The organism is Klebsiella sp. GG_Kp146 (assembly GCF_040061975.1).
In the GTDB taxonomy this organism is placed as follows: Bacteria; Pseudomonadota; Gammaproteobacteria; order Enterobacterales; family Enterobacteriaceae; genus Klebsiella; species Klebsiella quasipneumoniae.
Genome location: NZ_JBEAHA010000002.1, coordinates 399,152 through 421,110, shown reverse-complemented (window position 1 = coordinate 421,110; position 21,959 = coordinate 399,152). Strand labels below are relative to the sequence as shown.

General features: G+C 52.1%; 20 protein-coding genes. 13 read left to right on the top strand and 7 right to left on the bottom strand.

Going from position 1 to position 21,959, the window contains the following annotated elements:
* Positions 1-340 precede the first annotated feature (340 nt).
* The 10 genes from ABLU95_RS04390 (at position 341) to ABLU95_RS04345 (ending at position 12,109) form a co-directional block, all read left to right on the top strand.
* Positions 341-2,008, top strand: a complete 1,668-nt coding sequence (locus ABLU95_RS04390; protein ID WP_023291059.1) for a propanediol/glycerol family dehydratase large subunit — start codon at positions 341-343, stop codon at positions 2,006-2,008.
* Between the two features lie 12 nt (positions 2,009-2,020).
* Positions 2,021-2,605, top strand: a complete 585-nt coding sequence (locus ABLU95_RS04385; protein ID WP_065882634.1) for a propanediol/glycerol family dehydratase medium subunit — start codon at positions 2,021-2,023, stop codon at positions 2,603-2,605.
* Positions 2,606-2,607: 2 nt separating this feature from the next.
* Positions 2,608-3,033, top strand: coding sequence for a glycerol dehydratase small subunit DhaB3 (locus tag ABLU95_RS04380; protein ID WP_023291057.1), 426 nt, complete (start codon positions 2,608-2,610; stop codon positions 3,031-3,033).
* A gap of 12 nt (positions 3,034-3,045) precedes the next feature.
* Positions 3,046-4,869: a diol dehydratase reactivase subunit alpha gene (locus tag ABLU95_RS04375; RefSeq protein WP_065882635.1), complete on the top strand. Its 1,824-nt coding sequence runs from the start codon at positions 3,046-3,048 to the stop codon at positions 4,867-4,869.
* 53 nt (positions 4,870-4,922) lie between these two features.
* A complete protein-coding gene (locus ABLU95_RS04370; protein WP_065882675.1) occupies positions 4,923-5,726 on the top strand; it encodes an MIP/aquaporin family protein in 804 nt (267 codons plus the stop codon).
* A gap of 764 nt (positions 5,727-6,490) precedes the next feature.
* Complete coding sequence (locus ABLU95_RS04365) at positions 6,491-7,543, top strand: hypothetical protein (protein WP_101995250.1); 1,053 nt, start codon at positions 6,491-6,493, stop codon at positions 7,541-7,543.
* 6 nt (positions 7,544-7,549) lie between these two features.
* Entirely contained in the window at positions 7,550-8,086 is a 537-nt protein-coding gene (locus ABLU95_RS04360) for a hypothetical protein (protein ID WP_065882637.1), read from the top strand.
* Between the two features lie 96 nt (positions 8,087-8,182).
* Entirely contained in the window at positions 8,183-8,785 is a 603-nt protein-coding gene (locus tag ABLU95_RS04355) for a fimbrial protein (RefSeq protein WP_202820961.1), read from the top strand.
* A 46-nt stretch (positions 8,786-8,831) separates the two neighbouring features.
* On the top strand, positions 8,832-9,548 hold the full coding sequence (locus tag ABLU95_RS04350; RefSeq protein WP_158238160.1) for a molecular chaperone: 717 nt from the start codon (positions 8,832-8,834) through the stop codon (positions 9,546-9,548).
* A 41-nt stretch (positions 9,549-9,589) separates the two neighbouring features.
* On the top strand, positions 9,590-12,109 hold the full coding sequence (locus ABLU95_RS04345; RefSeq protein ID WP_348878876.1) for a fimbria/pilus outer membrane usher protein: 2,520 nt from the start codon (positions 9,590-9,592) through the stop codon (positions 12,107-12,109).
* 250 nt (positions 12,110-12,359) lie between these two features.
* On the opposite strand, the gene ABLU95_RS04340 is transcribed toward ABLU95_RS04345, so the two are convergent.
* Together ABLU95_RS04340 and ABLU95_RS04335 are read right to left on the bottom strand one after the other, a co-directional pair.
* A complete protein-coding gene (locus ABLU95_RS04340) occupies positions 12,360-12,917 on the bottom strand; it encodes a helix-turn-helix domain-containing protein (protein ID WP_348878874.1) in 558 nt (185 codons plus the stop codon).
* 486 nt (positions 12,918-13,403) lie between these two features.
* Complete coding sequence (locus ABLU95_RS04335) at positions 13,404-13,517, bottom strand: small membrane protein (RefSeq protein ID WP_348878873.1); 114 nt, start codon at positions 13,515-13,517, stop codon at positions 13,404-13,406.
* 428 nt (positions 13,518-13,945) lie between these two features.
* On the opposite strand from ABLU95_RS04335, the gene ABLU95_RS04330 reads away from it, so the two are divergent.
* The gene (locus ABLU95_RS04330; protein WP_348878870.1) at positions 13,946-14,581 is read left to right on the top strand and encodes a hypothetical protein; all 636 of its coding nucleotides are present in this window, start codon (positions 13,946-13,948) and stop codon (positions 14,579-14,581) included.
* 185 nt (positions 14,582-14,766) lie between these two features.
* Here ABLU95_RS04330 and hdeB read toward each other — a convergent pair whose 3' ends face one another.
* A complete protein-coding gene (gene hdeB / locus ABLU95_RS04325; RefSeq protein WP_101992807.1) occupies positions 14,767-15,072 on the bottom strand; it encodes an acid-activated periplasmic chaperone HdeB in 306 nt (101 codons plus the stop codon).
* 26 nt (positions 15,073-15,098) lie between these two features.
* A complete protein-coding gene (locus ABLU95_RS04320) occupies positions 15,099-15,674 on the bottom strand; it encodes an HdeD family acid-resistance protein (RefSeq protein ID WP_023291053.1) in 576 nt (191 codons plus the stop codon).
* Positions 15,675-15,914: 240 nt separating this feature from the next.
* Between ABLU95_RS04320 and ABLU95_RS04315 the strand changes: the two genes are divergently transcribed.
* Entirely contained in the window at positions 15,915-16,577 is a 663-nt protein-coding gene (locus tag ABLU95_RS04315) for a YfdX family protein (protein WP_072096602.1), read from the top strand.
* Positions 16,578-16,667: 90 nt separating this feature from the next.
* On the opposite strand, the gene ABLU95_RS04310 is transcribed toward ABLU95_RS04315, so the two are convergent.
* Positions 16,668-19,910, bottom strand: a complete 3,243-nt coding sequence (locus tag ABLU95_RS04310; RefSeq protein ID WP_348878867.1) for a transporter substrate-binding domain-containing protein — start codon at positions 19,908-19,910, stop codon at positions 16,668-16,670.
* 4 nt (positions 19,911-19,914) lie between these two features.
* Positions 19,915-20,529: an acid-sensing system DNA-binding response regulator EvgA gene (evgA, locus tag ABLU95_RS04305; RefSeq protein ID WP_023291050.1), complete on the bottom strand. Its 615-nt coding sequence runs from the start codon at positions 20,527-20,529 to the stop codon at positions 19,915-19,917.
* A gap of 302 nt (positions 20,530-20,831) precedes the next feature.
* On the opposite strand from evgA, the gene ABLU95_RS04300 reads away from it, so the two are divergent.
* A complete protein-coding gene (locus ABLU95_RS04300) occupies positions 20,832-21,197 on the top strand; it encodes an HdeA/HdeB family chaperone (protein WP_072096603.1) in 366 nt (121 codons plus the stop codon).
* Positions 21,198-21,265: 68 nt separating this feature from the next.
* Here ABLU95_RS04300 and ABLU95_RS04295 read toward each other — a convergent pair whose 3' ends face one another.
* Positions 21,266-21,538: a hypothetical protein gene (locus ABLU95_RS04295; RefSeq protein ID WP_032691249.1), complete on the bottom strand. Its 273-nt coding sequence runs from the start codon at positions 21,536-21,538 to the stop codon at positions 21,266-21,268.
* Positions 21,539-21,959 lie beyond the last annotated feature (421 nt).

Below are 21,959 nucleotides of genomic sequence, written 5' to 3'. Positions count from 1 at the left end.
GGTTGGCTTAATTTATTTTTCTCAGCGTTATTTTGTCGCCCGCCATGATTTAGTCAACAGGTCTAAAAAGGCTTCGGAAAAACGCGGTGGCGGGCTTTTTTTATTAATTGATTTATATCAATGCGGGCGATCACATTTTTTATTTTAGCCGTTGCGGCGGGGTTTCATAGTGAAACTGTTTGCCGATTTAACGTGCCAGATTGAAACAAAATTAATTTTATTTTTTTCACCAGTGGCTCATTTAAAGTTCCGCTATTGCCGGTAATGGCCGGGCGGGCAGCGACGCTGGCCCGGCGTGTTCGCTACCGTCTGCGGATTTCACCTTTTGAGCCCATGAACAATGAAAAGATCAAAACGATTTGCAGTACTGGCCCAGCGCCCCGTCAATCAGGACGGGCTGATTGGCGAGTGGCCTGAAGAGGGACTGATCGCCATGGAAAGCCCCTTTGACCCGGTCTCGTCGGTCAAAGTGGAAAACGGTCGGATCGTCGAGCTGGACGGCAAGCGCCGGGACCAGTTTGACATGATCGACCGGTTTATCGCCGACTACGCGATCAACATTGAGCGCACGGAGCAGGCGATGCGTCTGGAGGCGTTGGAGATAGCCCGCATGCTGGTGGATATCCACGTCAGCCGGGAGGAGATCATCGCCATCACCACCGCCATCACGCCGGCCAAAGCGGTTGAAGTCATGGCGCAGATGAACGTGGTGGAGATGATGATGGCGCTGCAAAAGATGCGCGCCCGCCGAACGCCCTCCAACCAGTGCCATGTCACCAACCTGAAGGATAATCCGGTGCAGATTGCCGCCGACGCCGCCGAGGCCGGGATCCGCGGCTTCTCCGAGCAGGAGACCACGGTCGGTATTGCGCGCTATGCCCCGTTCAACGCCCTGGCGCTGCTGGTCGGCTCGCAGTGCGGCCGCCCCGGCGTGTTGACGCAATGCTCGGTGGAAGAGGCCACCGAGCTGGAGCTGGGCATGCGTGGCTTAACCAGTTACGCCGAGACGGTGTCAGTCTACGGCACCGAGGCGGTATTTACCGACGGCGATGACACCCCATGGTCAAAGGCGTTCCTCGCCTCGGCCTACGCCTCCCGGGGGCTGAAAATGCGCTACACCTCCGGCACCGGCTCCGAAGCGCTGATGGGCTATTCGGAGAGCAAGTCGATGCTCTACCTCGAATCGCGTTGCATCTTCATTACCAAAGGCGCCGGGGTGCAGGGTCTACAGAACGGGGCGGTGAGCTGCATCGGCATGACCGGCGCCGTGCCCTCGGGCATTCGGGCGGTGCTGGCGGAAAATCTGATCGCCTCCATGCTCGACCTCGAAGTGGCCTCGGCCAACGACCAGACCTTCTCCCACTCGGATATCCGCCGCACCGCGCGCACCCTGATGCAGATGCTGCCGGGCACCGACTTTATTTTCTCCGGCTACAGCGCGGTGCCGAACTACGACAACATGTTCGCCGGCTCGAACTTCGATGCGGAAGATTTTGATGATTACAACATCCTGCAGCGCGACCTGATGGTTGACGGTGGACTGCGTCCAGTGACCGAGGCGGAAACCATCGCCATTCGCCAGAAAGCGGCGCGGGCGATCCAGGCGGTCTTTCGCGAGCTGGGGCTGCCGCCGATCGCCGACGAGGAGGTGGAGGCCGCCACCTACGCGCACGGCAGCAACGAGATGCCGCCGCGTAACGTGGTGGAGGACCTGAGCGCGGTGGAAGAGATGATGAAGCGCAATATTACCGGCCTCGATATTGTCGGCGCGCTGAGCCGCAGCGGCTTTGAGGATATCGCCAGCAATATTCTCAATATGCTGCGCCAGCGGGTCACCGGCGATTACCTGCAGACCTCGGCCATTCTCGATCGACAGTTCGAGGTGGTGAGCGCGGTCAACGACATCAATGACTATCAGGGGCCGGGCACCGGCTATCGCATCTCCGCCGAACGCTGGGCGGAGATCAAAAATATTCCGGGCGTGGTCCAGCCCGACACCATTGAATAAGGCGGTATTCCTGTGCAACAGACAACCCAAATTCAGCCCTCTTTTACCCTGAAAACCCGCGAGGGCGGGGCGGCTTCTGCCGATGAACGCGCCGATGAAGTGGTGATCGGCGTCGGCCCCGCCTTCGATAAACACCAGCATCACACCCTGATCGATATGCCCCATGGCGCGATCCTTAAAGAGCTGATTGCCGGGGTGGAGGAAGAGGGACTTCACGCCCGAGTGGTGCGCATTTTGCGCACGTCCGACGTCTCCTTTATGGCCTGGGATGCGGCGAACCTGAGCGGCTCGGGGATCGGCATCGGTATCCAGTCGAAGGGGACCACGGTCATCCATCAGCGCGATCTGCTGCCGCTCAGCAACCTGGAGCTGTTCTCCCAGGCGCCGCTGCTGACGCTGGAGACCTACCGGCAGATTGGCAAAAACGCCGCGCGCTATGCGCGCAACGAGTCACCTTCGCCGGTGCCGGTGGTGAACGACCAGATGGTGCGGCCGAAATTTATGGCCAAAGCCGCCCTGTTTCATATCAAAGAGACCAAACATGTGGTGCAGGACGCCGAGCCCGTCTCCCTGCACGTCGACTTAGTAAGGGAGTGACCATGAGCGAGAAAACCATGCGCGTGCAGGATTATCCGTTAGCCACCCGCTGCCCGGAGCATATCCTGACGCCCACCGGCAAACCATTGACCGACATCACCCTCGAGAAAGTGCTCTCTGGCGAGGTGGGCCCGCAGGATGTGCGGATCTCCCGGCAAACCCTTGAGTACCAGGCGCAGATTGCCGAGCAGATGCAGCGCCATGCGGTGGCGCGCAATTTTCGCCGCGCGGCGGAGCTTATTGCCATCCCTGACGAGCGCATTCTGGCTATCTATAACGCGCTGCGCCCGTTCCGCTCCTCGCAGGCGGAGCTGCTGGCGATCGCCGACGAGCTGGAGCACACCTGGCATGCGACGGTGAATGCCGCCTTTGTCCGGGAGGCGGCGGAAGTGTATCAGCAGCGGCATAAGCTGCGTAAAGGAAGCTAAGCGGAGGTCAGCATGCCGTTAATAGCCGGGATTGATATCGGCAACGCCACCACCGAGGTGGCGCTGGCGTCCGACGACCCGCAGGCGAGGACGTTTGTTGCCAGCGGGATCGTCGCGACGACGGGCATGAAAGGGACGCGGGACAATATCGCCGGGACCCTCGCCGCGCTGGAGCAGGCTCTGGCGAAAACGCCATGGTCAATGCGCGATGTGTCTCGCATCTATCTTAACGAAGCCGCGCCGGTCATTGGCGATGTGGCGATGGAGACCATCACCGAGACCATTATCACCGAGTCAACCATGATCGGTCATAACCCGCAGACCCCGGGCGGGGTGGGCGTCGGCGTGGGGACGACCATCGCCCTCGGCCGGCTGGCGACGCTGCCGGCGGCGCAGTATGCCGAGGGGTGGATCGCGCTGATTGACGACGCTGTCGATTTCCTTGACGCCGTGTGGTGGCTCAATGAGGCGATCGACCGCGGGATCAACGTGGTGGCGGCGATCCTCAAAAAGGACGACGGCGTGCTGGTGAACAACCGCCTGCGCAAAACCCTGCCGGTGGTGGATGAAGTGACGCTCCTGGAGCACGTGCCCGAGGGGGTGATGGCGGCGGTGGAGGTGGCCGCGCCGGGTCAGGTGGTGCGGATCCTGTCGAATCCCTACGGCATCGCCACCTTCTTTGGGCTGAGCCCGGAGGAGACCCAGGCCATCGTCCCCATCGCCCGCGCGCTGATTGGCAACCGCTCAGCGGTGGTGCTCAAGACCCCCCAGGGCGACGTGCAGTCGCGGGTGATCCCGGCGGGCAAGATCTACATCAGCGGCGAAAAGCGCCGTGGAGAAGCCGATGTCGCCGAGGGCGCGGAGGGGATCATGCAGGCGATAAGCGCCTGCGCTCCGGTACGCGACATCCGCGGCGAACCGGGCACCCACGCCGGCGGCATGCTCGAGCGGGTGCGCAAGGTGATGGCGTCCCTGACCGGCCATGAGATGAGCGCGATCCACATCCAGGATCTGCTGGCGGTGGATACATTTGTTCCGCGCAAGGTGCAGGGCGGGATGGCTGGGGAGTGCGCCATGGAGAATGCCGTCGGGATAGCGGCGATGGTGAAATCGGATCGTCTGCAGATGCAGGTTATCGCCCGCGAGCTGAGCGCCCGACTCCAGACTGAGGTGGTCGTGGGCGGCGTGGAGGCCAACATGGCCATCGCCGGGGCGTTAACCACGCCGGGCTGTGCGGCGCCGCTGGCGATCCTCGACCTCGGCGCTGGTTCGACGGATGCGGCGATCGTCAGCGCGGAGGGGCAGATCGCCGCGGTGCATCTCGCCGGGGCGGGAAATATGGTCAGCCTGCTGATTAAAACCGAGCTGGGTCTCGAGGACCTTTCGCAGGCGGAAGCGATAAAAAAATACCCGCTGGCCAAAGTGGAAAGCCTGTTCAGTATCCGCCACGAGAATGGCGCAGTGGAGTTCTTCCGGGAAGCCCTCAGCCCGGCGGTGTTCGCCAAAGTGGTGTACATCAAGGAGGGCGAACTGGTGCCGATCGATAACGCCAGCCCGCTGGAAAAAATTCGTCTTGTGCGCCGCCAGGCGAAGGAGAAAGTGTTTGTTACCAACTGCCTGCGCGCGCTGCGCCAGGTCTCCCCCGGCGGTTCCATTCGCGATATCGCCTTTGTGGTGCTGGTGGGCGGCTCATCGCTGGATTTTGAGATCCCGCAGCTTATCACCGACGCCCTGTCGCACTACGGCGTGGTCGCCGGGCAGGGCAACATTCGGGGAACAGAAGGGCCGCGCAATGCGGTCGCCACCGGGCTGGTGCTGGCCGGTCATGCCGATTAAGCCGGCGCTCGCGCCAGCCTCTCTCTATAACGTGCTATTTCAGGATGCCAATGATGAACCAGACTTCTAGCTTAACCGGGCAGTGCGTGGCCGAGTTTCTTGGCACCGGACTGCTCATTTTCTTCGGCGCGGGCTGTGTCGCTGCGCTGCGGGTCGCCGGAGCCAGCTTTGGCCAGTGGGAAATCAGTATTATCTGGGGCCTCGGCGTCGCCATGGCCATCTATCTGACGGCTGGCGTCTCCGGCGCGCACCTTAATCCGGCCGTCACCATTGCTCTGTGGCTGTTCGCCTGTTTTGAACGCCGTAAAGTACTGCCGTTTATTGTCGCCCAGACGGCCGGGGCGTTCTGCGCCGCCGCCCTGGTGTACGGGCTCTATCGTCAGCTGTTTCTCGATCTTGAACAGAGCCAGCATATCGTTCGCGGTACCGTCGCCAGCCTTAACCTGGCCGGGGTCTTTTCCACCTACCCGCATCCGCATATCACCTTTTGGCAGGCGTTTGCCGTAGAGACCACCATCACGGCGATCCTGATGGCGATGATCATGGCTCTGACCGACGACGGCAATGGCATCCCGCGCGGGCCGCTGGCGCCGTTGCTGATTGGCTTGCTGATCGCCGTGATCGGCGCGTCGATGGGGCCGCTAACCGGCTTTGCGCTGAATCCGGCGCGTGATTTCGGCCCTAAACTGTTTACCAGTCTGGCCGGCTGGGGCGCGATCGCCTTTACCGGCGGGCAGTCGATACCCTACTTTTGGGTGCCGCTGCTGGCGCCGGTGGTGGGGGCGATTATGGGAGCGTTTTTATACCGCAAGCTTATCGGCCACCATCTGCCGTGCGAATGCGCGGTAAACGACTAAGGCGAACCCTGCTGGGCTCCGGCGGTTAAGGATGTTTCGCTAGCGCCTGAGATGCTGAGTTCGGCTTTTCAGCATTGGAGCTTATGGTATACGCCTTGTGTACGTTTGTTTTCCTCTTCATTTGTTCCTTTCCTGTGACTGATGACCTCTGCTGAGGTCGTCAGCTGTCTCTTAGAATTAATGACGTAAGTCTGTAGCTTCGGGTCTCCACATTAGCGATAAACCGGTAAAGTCCCATGCCACACGGGAAAGATCGTCTATCCTGGTGAGTACAGTATCGACTGTGCGCAGGCTCACTATGTATCAGAGGCTGAGGAAGGCGGGGGCTCTATGACGCGATATGAACTGTTTTAAGTTATATTTATGAAGCGAAGTTGCCAGGTTTAAGCAGTTTATTCCATGTTGAAGGTTGTTACTTTTCCTGTTTATCTATTTTCGATGATATTGATAGTTTTTTTATCTTCTGCATTATCTTTTGGCATCAACAATACCCCTCTTTAATACTCACATTAGTTGTTAAATGATTGTCATTTTTTTTTGTTTATTTAAGTGAAAATAAAACAGAGGGTTTGTTTTAAAAATAATGTTCATCTTGAAAATACTATCTAAAAATGGACATTGCCAATGATATATATTGACATTAATGCCGGTGATGAACTGCAAGATATTAAGCTTACGTATAGATATGTAAAAAAACACATAGAAAATAATTGATCCCAAATAAGCGGTTTTTTATGATTGCCTGTAACATTTGGGGAATAAATATGAATGGCATAAAGATACTTATTTTTAGCTTGTTGGGACTTTTAATAACCTGCTATTCCGCCGGCGCAATGGCAAATGTGGCATGTGGTTCTGAAGCCAGTCTCCCCGCGGGAACGCTGAATATCGGGTTTACACCGGCGCCTTCAGTGATTCAAAAATCGGCTGGCGTGTATGATGTCAGAACAGTGTCCGATCATGGCGTAGTCGGCGATTTGGTGTATACCGCTTCCGTGCAATGTATTTCCGACACGGATGGGCCGATACATTATGTGCCCCTCGTTTTTAACGGTGCCTGTATGGGGATGTTCGGATTTGAATTCGAACTGGAACCGACCTTTTGTCGCGCTATTGTGAATCATTTCCTCACCGATCCTCATGCTGTGAGCAGTCAACCGATCAACGCGAAATCTGGCACTCCCTTCATGGTTTCAGCCAGGGTTGCATTACCATTAGCACTGAAAAACCACCACGGCAGCGGCAGCTTTACGCTCGACCTGAATAGTTCTTCAGTTAAGGATGGAGTCAGACACCAAGCTTCAAACGCGCCAATCACTGCAGGAAAAAACATTTTTCTTGGCGGACAAGTGGTCTCTTACAACGGGCCACAGCTCATAAAATTTGTTACTGTGCCACCTACCTGTGTATTTGAACTGAATGATGTCGATTTTCAGAATCAGACGCAGGAACATGTGATGAAAAATACTGTCATGCCATTGCATACTACATTGTCTGCAAACTGCAATGAGGCTTTGAGCGGCGTAAAAGTGAAATTTACCAGTCCCAATGGTTATATGCAGCAGCCAGGGGTGATTAAATCTAATCTTAATGATTTAGGTTTTCTGCTGGTCTGGGCAGACGATATTTTGGCTTCTAAAGGTACAGCCGTTGAATTTACCAGGGATTACACGCTCGCGGACAGGTTGTTTGCCAGCGCCAGCACTACGACAATTAATTTACCAATAGATGTTACCCCCTATTATAATGCCAGCTCAGGATCCAGTATCACGGGGCAAGTCAGAAGTTCTATCACTGCTGAAATTAATTACTGGTGATCTGTGATGAAAAAAATGTGTTGTATATTACTGCCAATGTTGATGGCCCCGGCTCTGCAGGCGAGTACCGTTACGGCAAATAATGGCACAGCCAGCGTGAGCGCAAATCTGGCGATGACGATAGCGACTGATAACTGTACGATTAGCAACAGCAGCTCAATAAGAACTAACGTTGTATTTGATGATATTTCAGTTGAAGATCTCAGACAGCATACGACTTTCACTGAGGATATTCCGCTAGAGATAACGTGTTCACCCGGCGCGACGGCCGCGTTGATCTCGGTATCGCCAGCGCCTGGGTACCAACTCGTCACCGATGGCTCTGATGGTCGGGTGACTACCGACTTAGCGGGGGTCGGCCTGGCCGTATACTGGCAATCTACGGTATCCGAGGTCAATATGTCCCCTGGTTTTAACACCCGATTTAACTACCGAGGCCAGCCAATCAATGCGAGCCTCCTTGTTAAACCTGTAGCTATTAACGCTAATATATCTCCAGGTGACTACCATTCTGCTATCGTGGTAGCCGTCACCTATATTTAAATGCTGAATGTGTAAAAAAGCATAATCATTAAAATTGTTTTTTGTTGTTGTATATATATAGTGTCTTTGCCCACTTTGTTTAATTAAATCTAGGAAATGATGATGTTCGCTATTAAGAAAAAAGCAGTGTGTGTTGCAGTTGTATCTATTATTTCTTCTTTATCTTTTGCTGCTAGCGCTGCGCCTACTGCAACGGCTAACGGTGGTACTATTAATTTCACCGGTAAAGTGACTGACGTAACCTGTACGGTTAAGCTGAACGGCGGGACTAACTCCGGTACGGTGGCACTGCCTCCGGTATCCACGGCATCTCTTGCCAAAAGCGGTGATGTTGCCGGAATGACCAGTTTCACTGTCTCTCTCGATAACTGTAAATCTGCTGGCGCAACTCTGGCGGCGGGTAAAACAGCAGCGGTCTTCTTCGAAGCCGGCGCGGATGTGGATTCTGCCACTGGCTTATTGTTAAACCATAAAGCGAGCGGTGCGGGTGCCGTTGCCCTTGAATTAGTGGATAACAGCAACAGCAGCCACCACGCGATTATCGCCGGTGACGCTGCACAGCAGGCGAATACCACCAAAATTGCCATTGATCCTCAGGGCACCACCATTCTGCCTTACGCGGTACGTTACCATGCAACTGGTGCTGCGACTGCCGGCGATGTCGAATCCAGCGTTGTTTATTCTGTGATGTACAATTAATAAAAATACTCTCCCCATGCAAATGGGGAGAGTATGGAGTCTGGCAATGAGTTATCCATTACACCGCCTCATGTCGGTATTATCGCTGACAATGTCTATTATTATGGCTGCAAACGTTTCAGCTTCATCGATTATCAATGGTACCCGGTTTATATATCCTTCTGATGAACGTGAGATAACCGTTCAGGTTGATAATAAAAACAGCTATCCGGTACTGTTACAAAGTTGGATCGATGATGGACATTCACAAATAGAACCAGAAAAGATGAATGTGCCTTTCATTTTGACCCCTCCGTTAACCAGAGTCGAAGCTGGTAAGGGACAGACGCTGCGAATTAACTATATCGGCGCCGATCTTTCACCCGACCGTGAACATGTTTTTTGGTTAAATGTGCTGGAGATACCACCAAATGAAAAAGATACTAAAAATCATTTACAGGTTGCCTTCAGAAGTCGATTAAAGCTTTTTTGGCGACCATCTCAACTTTCTAACGGCGCTGCGACAGCGCAGGAAAAGTTGTCATGGAAGGTTGCTGGTGACTCAATCATTATTAAAAACCCGACACCCTATTATATTACGCTGGCTGCGGTGAGTATTACCCATAACGGTAAGAAAACGATTGTCAATGGTTCAATGATTGAGCCAATGGGAACAACATCATTAAAAAATGATATCAATGTTAACAGCACAGATAAGGTTGAAGCAGAATATATAAATGATTTCGGGGCTCATAAAAGCATCACTATTAAATACTTGCCATAATTAACTCGCATTTTATATGCATCTAGATATCTTAGAATAACATGAAAATATCTCTTACTGCTTTTTCTGTAAATAAAGCTTTATGGTTTCCTGTGTGTGCTTTTTTTTCTGTAAATGCGCTTGCAGATGGAGTTGTTAATCACGATATCGTGGATGCTGATACGCTTGCGAACAACACACAGTTCGATCCCGTATTCATCAACTCCTCTTTCAAGAAAAATATCGATCTCAAACAATTTTCTATTGCTGGCAATGTACCTGAAGGCGATTACCAGGCAGATGTTTATATTAATGAAATTTTATCCTACAGCGAAAGGGTTAAATTTAGAAGGAATAAAGCTGGAAAAGTTGTACCGTGTTTATCAGAATCGATGTTAAAGCATCTTCATCTTAAAGAAAATGTGATAAAAAATAAGGTCGATTTCGCTTCATGTCCTGAATTATCCAATTTAATCCCCGGCAGTAGCGTCAAGTTTGATGCCAGTAGCCAACGACTCGATATCTCTGTACCACAAAAATTTATTTTGCATCTTTCGCAAGGTGAAGTTCCTGAGTCGGAGTGGGATAGTGGGATCGCCGCAGCGTTTGTCGGATATAATTTTAATACCTATGAAAGTAGTACCCATGGCTCGCATTATAACTCTGACTATCTTGGCCTGAATAGCGGCATGAATATCGGCGGTTGGTTCTTCAGACATAATGGTACCTGGACCAGCCAAACGAATCAACAAAGCCGATACCATGCCCTGAATACCTATGTCCAGCATGATATTAATGGCATTAAAGGGCGAGTTGTTATTGGCCAGTCAAACACCTCCGGTCGACTTTTTGATACATTACCGTTCACCGGCATCTCTGTCATGTCGGACGATCAGATGTTACCGCAGTCGAGACGCGGTTATGCACCTGAGATTAGGGGGGTGGCTAACACCAGCGCAAAAGTGACCGTTCGTCAGGGTGATCAGGTTATCTACGAGACTACGGTTTCACCAGGGGAATTCATCCTCGACGATCTTTATCCTTCTGGCTACGGCGGCGATCTGGTTGTTTCAGTCAGAGAGGCAGATGGTCAGACAAAAACTTTTAGAGTCCCCTATTCCTCGGTGGCCGATCTTCTGAGGCCAGGCGTTCAACGCTACGAGATCGTGGCGGGTAAATACCGTAATGACTATAGCTCAGGCGACGGCAATTCGCTCTATCAGTTTACCTGGCAGCGCGGTATCTCAAACTACCTGACATTTTATACGGGCTCGCAGAAAAGTAATGACTATTTTTCCGGTCTCCTTGGGGTTGCTATTGATACGCCAATTGGCGCGTTCGGTACGGATATTACGCACTCCATTACTGATTTAGATGATAGCAATAAGAAAGGGGAAAGTTACCGCATAAGCTATAATAAGCTCATTCAGGAATCTGGCAGTAATATCGCTTTAGCAGCATACAGATTTTCTACGCGTGGGTATTTTGACTTTACCGAGGCGATGCATTATCAGGACTTATACAATCATCATCTGTGGGCGGGGGATGTATTTTTACCCAAAAGCAAATTTATCATTAGCGTTCAGCAAAAGCTGGGTGAAGAGTTGGGTCAACTGTATGTCAGTAATATCTGGTTGAACTCATGGGGAAATCAGGGTTCTGAAAAACAATATCAATTGGGGTATTCTAATTACTGGAAAAAGGTTAGTTATTCGTTTTCCTTAAACCGAAGCCGGCTTGATAACGGACAGTATGAAAATAACTGGTTATTGTCCGCAAGTATTCCCTTGGGTGAAGAGAGCAATACCTCGTTATCCACCAGCTTAGGCCGGGACTCATCCGGGCACTATACTGAACAGGTGGGATTAAGCGGCTCGGAAGGTGAATCTGGTCAGTTAAGCTGGAATGCGCAGGGATCGCATACGAGCTATGGCGACAATATGGGAAGCTTATCAGGGCAGTATCGTTCTCCGGTCACAAACATTGGTGTCGGGGCCAGTGCTGGCAAAAATACCCATACTCTTAGCGGCAATTTAAGTGGTGCCATCGTCGGCCATCGTCGCGGCGTGACGCTGACCCCCTATCTGGCTGATTCCTATGTTGTGGTATCGGCGCCTGGGGCTACCGGGGCGAAATTACCTGGTTATTCTGATGTCCGGATCGATCGCTGGGGAAATGCAGTAGTCCCTGTCTGGTCTCCTTATTCAGTGAATGAGATCAGAATTGATCCGAAAGGCATTCCAACGAACATCGAGTTGGATGAAACCAGTCAGGCTACTATCCCAAGAGCGGGGGCGGTGACACAAACTATTTTCTCAACACATAAAGGTTATCCCCTGTTACTTAGTCCGCAAGATCATCACGCGCTTCCTTTTGGTAGTAATGTGACAGATGAGCATGGTCAGGCCATGGGATTAGTCAGTCAGGGCGGCCAAATCTATCTGCGAGCCACCGAAGAAAGTGGAAAACTCTATGCGACCTGGAATGATAACGGTTCGCCTAAAACATGCATCATTTCCTATGCTTTGCATGAGAATGAATTAACCTTGCCAATGATCAAAAGAAGTTATCAGTGCCAGTAGATTGAGCGTCATGTGTTGTTTGGCCGTGGATGATAGCGGCCTTTTTTTATCAATGGAGATGGGTACTTTAATGGTTTGTTCAAGAGTATGCAGATGAAAGTGATAGATAAAGGGCGTCAACGCGCCGAAAAAAGCGAGGGGAACCAGGCCGAAAAAGCCCTCTCTGTGCAGGAGACATTATAAGCGGTTTATCTGACAATCGCTAAACAGCGCAGAATAGAAGAGAGTGACACTAGAGAATAGGTTATTGTTACTCTCCTCTAAAGCTAATTATTTTTCCCCGATTCAATACTAAAGAACCATCTTTTACTAACTCCTGAACGACTTTATGTACTGCGCTTCTTGAAATAGCATTCCGTGAGAGTATATAGGTATATATCGAGGTGGACGTTCGTATCGACTCTTCAAAGGAACATATCATTTTAATATGGTCTATCACGATATCCCGTACTGTTGATTTTTGCATCATATTGTCTCTGGTGAAGTACATATATAAATGCTTAGTCAGAATATCAAATGCATGCTGCCAAAGATCGAATCTGGACAGTAACTTAAAGGTATCCTCCGCCGTCATTACCCACATTCCGCATTCTGTTGTGCAGCGTATGTAGTGAGTGAATGACTCTCCTCTGAACTGCCCAAGACCAATAATCGCGGGAGCTCTAATGGTAATTGTTAACAATCCATCATCTATTCTGTGCATAGTGATACAACCATTTTCCAGATAGGCGACATGGTTGCTTTTCTTAAAATCAAGACGTTGATTTTTTTTATTTTGTAAGAAAAAAGAATTATTATCATCTTTCATGCATTGTCCGATGACGTTAACGGACTCTTTAATATTAATATTCATTAATAGATAGGTGAAGTAGGTTTATAGACAATTTAGTATATACAATATAATGCAGGATATTACAACGGAAATATTTTCATGCATATTTACTTGCTCTTCAGAGGTGATGTCTTTTCGAATGAAAGTGAGCTGCAGCGGCGTCGTCGAGAAAATAATTAATCATTATCATAATTTCATGATTTAATTATTTGTTTAGGTGGGTAATTACCTGTGGTTGTTTCTATTTTCGATAGAAGTTATATATTTGTTTTGTTTTTTCGCATGATGTTTTTATATTGTTTCTGTTTCGTTGTTATGGAAATTAAGTATTGATTGTTTGTATTGGTAACTACTTATTTCATGCAGGGGCTATATCCGTAGTGGAAGTCGCTTGTCGAAAAGCTACCTCTAAATCTCATGCCTGTCAAAGCACAGACCATGATGATATAGAGGTTGGTTTCGTTACTTCCGCCTGAAGAGGTTTTCTTTTTTAATATCCTTTACATAGGATATAAAAGATAGAATGGATATGGCTAGCAAAGTAAAACAGGTAATGATTAAGAGTAAATTTTCCATATATAGCATTGTTGTTTAACTGGTGTTGCTAGCATTGTTTAACAATAATTATTTTTGTTCAACCTATTTCATTTTGGGTTAATCAGAACAATTGTAGAAAAGTACATACTTATACTCTTGTCTATCGCGTGGGTTTTTATTGCATAATTACAGATTGCATAAACAAAACGTATTTATTATCGTCTGTAAAGTCATGTCATCAACGCGAAGATGTGCAAAACTGACTAATATCGATGTTGACAGGTAATGGAAAGTGGACCGTTGCTGCAGGCGCACTTCTAAAGTGTTATCTTTTCCCTTCCTGATAAATTCAACTGACATATCATTTATACAATGTGTAAAAATACACCTAAATCGCGATAGATTTTGTTATGGCAAACACGCATAGTTATTTTTTTTCTTGATATTGCTGTGTGAGAGTATGCTTGATGACAGACAAACCAGATGACTATTATGATTACGTGCTCGGGGTGAATACTATTTATGATGTCGATGACAGGTATCTTAAAGAGGGCGTGCATGCTTTAATCACTATTGCCCTGCATTCAATTAGCATGCACTACTTTGAAGCATTACTCTCCATGGGGTTGAAAATCATTGTTTCTGAAAAATGTTTCGAAGACGAATTACTCTGCCAGCGCAGATTAGTAACAGACTCAGCAGAGCATATACAACTCGTTTTTATAGATAAGAATTATATTGCGTTTTTCAATAATTCGAAACTATGTCCTGATGGCAAGATATTTTTTAGTAAGAAAATCGAGAAAAATCAATTCCTGCACGAACTGCAGCGTATTTTTATCCAAAGAGTCGAACCGCGATATCAAGAGCATAAGCGAGGGGACTGCAAATCATATCCATGCAGTAAACAATTAACTGAACTGCAGAGGAAGATCCTGCTAAAGCTCAGCAGCGGTTTAAGCTATGAGAGACTCTCGCAAGAGCTGAATATAGAGTACCGTAAGCTAATGAAACATAAAGAAAGTATCATTCAGAAATTCAGTCTGGGGGGCGCTTGCGATTTAACTGCTTTTGCCAGAGCCTTAAGAAAAACGAGCAATTGAACGCCGAGCGGAAAAAGTTCACCTTCTCGTAGATTATTTACTGGTCAGTAGCAACAGTTTCAGCAACAGGCTCGCGGCTCGTCATGAAGATATTGACTTATCGCGGCGAAGGATTGATGGGGCCAACACAGGGTAAGCAGCAAAGACTGTTCCCACTTCCCCCGGCGAGTCGCCGGGGATCAGGGTTATTTCTTGATGACCACATTGAGCTCGCCGAGTTTGGCGGCGGGGTTCTTGTGGCACTGCTGCAACATTTTCGGCACCGAAACGGTCTCGACTTCATGCCAGTCGACGTAGTCCCCGCCGCTGAAGTCGGTGTTGCGGTTCACCACCCAGAAGGCCACCGGGGTCATGCTTTTTGGGTTCATATCCATAAACTCCTGACAGGTCATATTCTGCGGTGTGGTTTCCAGAACCGCGAACGCCGGGCTGGTCATCAGACAGAATGTGGTGGCCGCTACGGTCAGTACGAGTACTTTAGGCAAATTCATTTTCTTCTCCAGTGACAAAATAGGGCTTAAGCCTGGGCGTGCTTCATTTTATTGCGCAGGACCAGCAAGCCGATGGCGCTAAATATCATTTCAACGCCGATAAAGGCGGTAATAAATATCCAGCTTTGCTGCGGATTCATGGCCAGCCACAGGCAGGCGATAAGTAAATCCAACAGGCCGATAAAAATATTCCAGCCGGCGCCGCTTTGTTTTCGGGTTTGACATCCGTTGACGATGCGGGAAATACCGCCGAGAACAAATAAAAAGCCGAATAAGAGGGCCAGGCTGCTCATGCCGTTAAGAGGATTAACGACAAAGCTCAGGCCGAGCACGATCCAGGCGATGGCGAAGATCAGCGCCACCAGGCGTGATTTCCAGTGCTGCTGGCGGAAGACGATCAGGCTGTACAGTGAGTAGAAGCCGCAGATCATCAACAACATGCCGGTCACCGTGGCGAGATACCAGCCGGCGACCAGCGGCCAGGCCAGGCAACAGGCCCCGCAGATAAACAGCAGCGCGGCCATCAAGCCGGCATGCCGTTTATATCGAATGAAGACGCGTGGGTTAAACGCATTTAAGGTGTAATGGCTAAACATAAACATAATTTCTCCGCAGATCCCGGTTGCCGGCCTGACGCTGAATAAAATGCGTCATGCTTTATTCAGCGGGCCAAAAGAAAGGTCTGAGGAAAATAGTAGGCCGCGCTATCGGCAGGCGTAAATAAGAGCGCTGAGGTGACTTTATACGCCTTGTCTGACAGCTGTCAGACAAGGCCCGCAATATTCCTTCCGGGCTCTGATTCTCAATGCCCATGATATTTTTTAAGCTGGCTGCGTTTGGTGATGCTTACCGATTTTAATCAGGAGTTAACGATGAAAAAAGTCATTCTGGCGAGCCTGCTGGCAACCATGATGGGTACCTCTCCGGTGTGGGCAGCAGATAGCGCGACGGCAGCGCCAGCCGCGGCAGCCACAGCGCAGGTGCAGAAAGAAGCCGCCGATGTGCTGCAGGTGGCAGTGCAGGGCGCGAACGCGATGCGCGATGTCCAGTTCGCCCGTCTGGCGCTGTTCCATGGCCAGCCGGATAGCGCTAAAAAACTGACTGACGACGCCGCCGCGCTGCTGGCCGCCGATGACGCCAGCTGGGCGAAGTTTGTGAAAACCGATGCTAAAGCCAAAATGATCGCCGATCGCTATGTGGTCATTAACGCCTCTATCGCTCTGTCTGAAGACTATGTAGCCACGCCGGAAAAAGAGAGTGCCATTAAATCCGCTAACGAAAAACTGGCGAAAGGCGATCAGAAAGGGGCTATCGATACCCTCCGTCTGGCCGGTATTGGCGTAATTGAGAACCAGTATCTGATGCCGCTCAACCAGACCCGTAAGGCGGTGGCGCAGGCGCAAGACCTGCTGAAAGCTGGAAAATATTACGAAGCGAATCTGGTGCTGAAAGGCGCTGAAGAGGGCATCGTGGTGGACAGCGAGATGCTGGTGGCAGGCAACTGATACCTGTTCCACCCTGAGAGAGCGCAGAGGAAGAAACTGACAAGGATGTCCCCTTAACGGTCGGGCAGGCGGACTGCCCGACCGGAACGGCTAGCGGCCGATCAGGGCGTCGATTTCGCCATCGATCTCGCGCATGACGCCGGTGATGCGCTGTACCACCTCCAGACAGCTTGCCGGCGTTAGCGAGTCAGGCCGCTTCGCCTCAAAAGGGGCGCACAGCGCTTGCAGCGCAGTAATCCCCAGAATTTGCGCTGAACCGTGCAGACGGTGCAGCGCTCGCAGAAAGATCTGCGGCTCATGCCGGGCGATTGCCTGTCCGGCAGCCTGTAAATCCGCGGCCGACGCATCGCGGAACGTCTCCAGCATCTCAGTCATCAGCGCCTGGTCTCCCCCGGTATTTTCGGTCAGCACGCTGAGCCACAGGTGTCGGGCGACGTTTGGCGATGCGTGGCCCACCGCTAAACGGCTCAGCTCGTGGCTCAGCGTCTGAACCGACACTGGCTTAAACAGACACATATTCATGCCGCTGGCCAGACAGGCCTCCCGCGACTGCGGCAGCGCGCTGGCGGTCACCCCCCAAATCATCAGGTCCGGGTAGCGCCGACGTAGCGACGCCGCCAGCGCCAGGCCATCTTTCTTCGGCATATTGAGGTCCGTGATTAGCAGATCGTAATGTTTGCCAGCGAGCTTATTCTCCGCCTCTTCACCGTCGCAGGCTTCATCGACGCTATAGCCGATAGTGCTGAGCTGGCGCTTGAGCAGCAGCCGGTTGGTGGGATGGTCGTCGGCTATCAATATCGACAGCCCGGGCAAGGCCTGCTGCCTGGCCGGCAACGCCTTCGGCGCGCGAACGGCGCAGCGACTCACCTTGACTGGCAGGGTGATGGTGAAGGTGGTCCCCACGCCAGGATGGCTAACCATCTCCAGTCGGCCCTGCATGAGTGCGACCAGCTCCTGGCAAATGACCAGACCCAGGCCGGAACCGGTCTGTTTGCGCCCCTGGCGCGCCTGGGCATAACGGTGAAAGAGAGTGGTCTGCTCTTCTTCGCCGATCCCGCAGCCGCTGTCGCTAATGATGAGGGTCAGCTCCCCCTGCGTCTCATCCGCTTGCGTCAGCCGGCAGTCGACCTGAATCGCGCCCTCGGTGGTAAACTTCAGCGCATTGCCGATGAGATTATTGAGGATTTGCCGCAGCGCCTGCGGGTCGATCCACAGCATGGTCCCCTCCTGTAGCGAGTTATGGTCGTGGAGCGCGATCCCCTTTTGCTGCGCCAGCGCGCCGAAGGTGTGACACTGCTGCGACACGACCTGTGCGACATCGCTCCACTGCGGGGTGATCTGGTATTTTCCCGACTCAATCTTGTCGATATCGAGAATATTACCGATCAGCCCCAGCAGGGTTTGCGCCGTCGACCCCGCCAGCTCGATCGCCTCTTTACGCTGACCGACGTTCAGCTCCGGTTTCGCCAGCAGTTCCAGAAAGCCGACGATGGCGCTCACCGGCGTGCGCAGCTCGTGGCTCATGCTGGCCAGAAAGCGACTCTTGGCTTTTGTCGCCTGAATCGCTTTGTCTTTTTCCCGCTCCAGGGCGCAGGAGAGGACCTCCTTCTGCGCCAGCTCCTCCTCCAGCCGCTGCTGAGAGTCTTTACGTTTGCGCACTTCCCGGCACAGGGAGAGTCCCCACCCGAGGCTGATGGCGATCAGCACCAGCGCGAAGGCGATCAGCTGGTAAAACTGGCGGCTGTACTGGCTCCAGTTCTCTATTTGCTGGCTGGAAATTTTCGACCACTTCTCGGTCATCTGCAGAATATCCCGCGGCGGAATAGCCTGCAGCGCTTTGCTGAGGATGGCGGCCAGCACCGGCTCATCGCGCGGGATCGCCAGCCGAATGGCGGCGACCGGGAGTCCGTCGATGCGGGCGTAGTGCAGACCCTGTGGATAATAGTGGTCGATCATATAGCGGGCGGAAAGCTCCGACGCTACCGCGGCATCCACCTCGCCTTCCTCCACCATCTTCATCGCGACGCCAACGTTATCCGTCTCCACCCAGTCAACCTGTGGAAAGCGCGCTTTCAGGTCGTGGGCGGCGATTGGCCCCACTGGCAGGGCGATCCGCGCCGGGCGGGCCAGCAGATGTGGGTCGGGGGCGCTGCCGCGGGCGACCAGCACAAAAGCCACGTTAATCAGCGGGTCGCTCAGGGTGACGTAGGCCTGCGGCTGTGGGGTCAGGGTCACGGCGGGCATGATCGCCCAGTCCTCTTTTTCCATCCGCTTTGCCAGATCCTGACGGTTGCGCACCAGGATGGGGTCAAACTGCAGCCCGGTCTGTAGCGAGAAAATATTCAGCATATCGGCCATAATGCCGCGCAGCTCGTCCTCGTCATCCACCAGAGTAAAAGGCGGAAAATAGGGGTTGACCAGCAGGCGGACGCGACGATGCTTCTGTAGCCAGCGCTGCTCTTCGGCGCTAAAGGATAGCGGCGTATTGAGAAATGACAGATCGCCGCGGTTGAGCCAGTTTTGCATGATCCGCATCGCGGTATCGCTGTCGATAGCGTGGATAAAACGGTCAAGGAGCTGGTGCAGCGCCGGTCGATCCTCGCGGGTGACAAAGCGGTTGTGCTGCTCCTGCTGACGAAAATAGTGTGCGATGACCAGCGATTGCGAGAAATATTTCGAGATGCAGTGGCCGGTGGTGATGTTGTTGCCGATGAAATACTGATTCTCGCCGCTGACCACCGAGGCGAGAGCCTGATAGTCGCTATCGTAAAGGGTGATTTTGGCGTTGGGAAACGCCTGCTGAATGATATCGAAAAAGGCGCAATCGCGGGTGCAGGCCAGCGTGACGCGGCGGTCGGTGGTCAGCGGCGGCAGGGGGGATTTTAGCGAGGTGACCAGCGTCGGCCAGGTTTTGATCAGCGGTGCGGTGTGCGTCAGTCCCGGGGCGAGCGCATCCCGGTGCGCCACCTGAGTGAGCAGGGTATCCACCTGGCGGTCGGCCAGGGCGGCCAGCGCCTGCTGCTCGGTGTCATATTGGCGGATAACCACCTTCAACCCGAGGCTGTGCGCCATTAGCGCCAGATAGTCGGCGTTAATTCCCTGATAGCTCTCCTCGTCGCTGTCGTAGACGATAGGCGTCATCTCAGGCAGCCAGGTGCCGACGGTCAGCGTCGGCCGGGCGGCCAGCCAGACCTTTTCCGTATCGTTAAGCGGAATGTCGATTGCCGCAATGTGGGCATGGCTTTTCAGCTCCAGTTGCTTCATGGCAAACGCGGCGGGGGAGTGGCTTAGCGCCAGTCCGACAATCAGGGATAAAATAAGACGAACGACCATGGCATCACCCTATTTTATTGCGTTGCGCAAAGTCATAAAGCTCAAGCAGGGAGCTGCAGCCTAATTTATCCATCAGACGGACCTTATAGGTGCTGACCGTCTTATTGCTGATATTCATTTTGCTGCCGATGGTGGTGTAGTCGACGCCGCTGAGGATATAGCGGAAGACTTTCATCTCCTGCGTTGACAGCGTATCCAGCCGGTCCTGATCGGTGATGCCGTGGGTGCAGAAGCGCTCCAGTGAAAAGGGGAAATAGCTGTAGCCATTATTGGCCGCCTCGATCGCGGCGAGGATATTATTCATTCCCTCTTTTTTACTCACAAAACCATTGGCCCCGCAGTCGGCGCTGCGTTTGCCGTAGAACCGTTCATTTTTGGCGGAAATGACGATAATTTTTCCCTGGTAGCGGCGTTTGCGCAGCTGCTCAAGAACGTCGATGCCGCTGAGCTCCGGAATATCGACGTCAACGATCAGCAGGTCAGGCTGCATCGTTTCGGCGGCCTGCACCGCATGAGCGCCGCTGTCGAGCTCTGCCGCGACGGTAATACCGTTGGTATCGAGTAGGTTGCGAATGGCGATACGTGCCAATGGATGATCGTCAATGATTATCGCATTCATGGGGGCGTAAATCCTGATATGAAAAAGAAGGGCGATGTCTGGTGCAGGTGCGGCGGGGGTTATTTTTATCGATGCCGTAATAAGGCGCAATTGTAACACAAATCGTTTTCGCCCGGGGAAGATATTCTGGGCGAACCCTTCGCTGAATATATTTGCATATCTGGATGACAGCTGTAGGAACAGGCGTTCGCTTACTTCAGCGCTGTCTGGTATTAAAAAAAATGCAAACGATTAATCTGCTCTTTTTAAGGTGAGTTGTCGGGAATATCGTCCGGTGACAACTGGCAGGTAAAATAATAACAATGGCAAAAGTGAAGCTCGCCCTTTGGCAAAAATGGGTTTGGAAACGTCTAATGGCAGGAATAATACTCGTGGCAATGAGTAGCGCCGCGGTGGGTAAGGACGCCTCGCCCGCTGAGGCGCGGACGCGCGATATGATGCGCTGTCAGGATTATCTGCAGCTGGATCCGCGCACCTGGACGCCGATGGTGATCTGGCTGATGAATGATCCTTTTTCCCTGCAGCCGCCGGAGTGGACCGACTTCCATGAAGCCGAGCTGGTGCTGACGCCGATCCTCACCGAAATCTGCCGTCAGGAGCCAGATGCCTGGCTGACTTCGCTGCGGGAACGGCTCAATTCTTATCAGCAGGTGCGGTCGCTAAATTAAGCGACCGCGATAAAGCGGCAGAAAAAGTGACTAAATGTGCAGTTAGCAGCCTTCTCCTGCGCAAAGGCTCAGCAGCGGCCCGCTTTTTTCGAGAGAGCGTCGCAGGTTTTGCTGGCTGGCGTCGGGTTGCTGCCGGCACAGATGGCATCCGAGACGGTACTGCCGCCGCCCAGCGGGATCAGTCCGTAAAGTTTCGGCTCGGCGGCTTTTGTCACATAGCATCGATGGCTGGTTTTGCCGATGGTGGCCACAAAATTGGTTTTCACATCCTGCTGCTTCGCATCGGAAATTGTCACCTGTGAAGCATCGACATTAAAAGCAAAGGCGGCGGCCTCTTTCATTTCACTTTCCGTCGCCATTGGCGGTTTAGCTACGCAACCCATTAATAACAGTGCCAGACAGGTACTGATTGATATATCCCGTATTTTCATCATTTCATCCTTTTTGTGAGTCAACGGGTTATATATAAGAGGAGCGAGAGGGGGGCGTTGATTTTGATCAGCTGGTACAGGGAAGGGGTATTTTTCGGAAATTGGCCTGAATTGTTAAAGTTATCGTGAGCAGTATGAATTCCAGCGTTGAGGGAATGAAAGGCGTTTTATGCCGACCTTGCGTAGTAAGACAGAGTAAACAGGAACGCGGCAATGATGGACTGGCTTCGGGAGGTGGGCAACGCAGATGGCCTGCGCAAACTTTTGCCAGGATAGAGCACTGTCTATTTTAGCGTAAGCGTAAATTTTCCTTTTCGCGATAACGGATTTT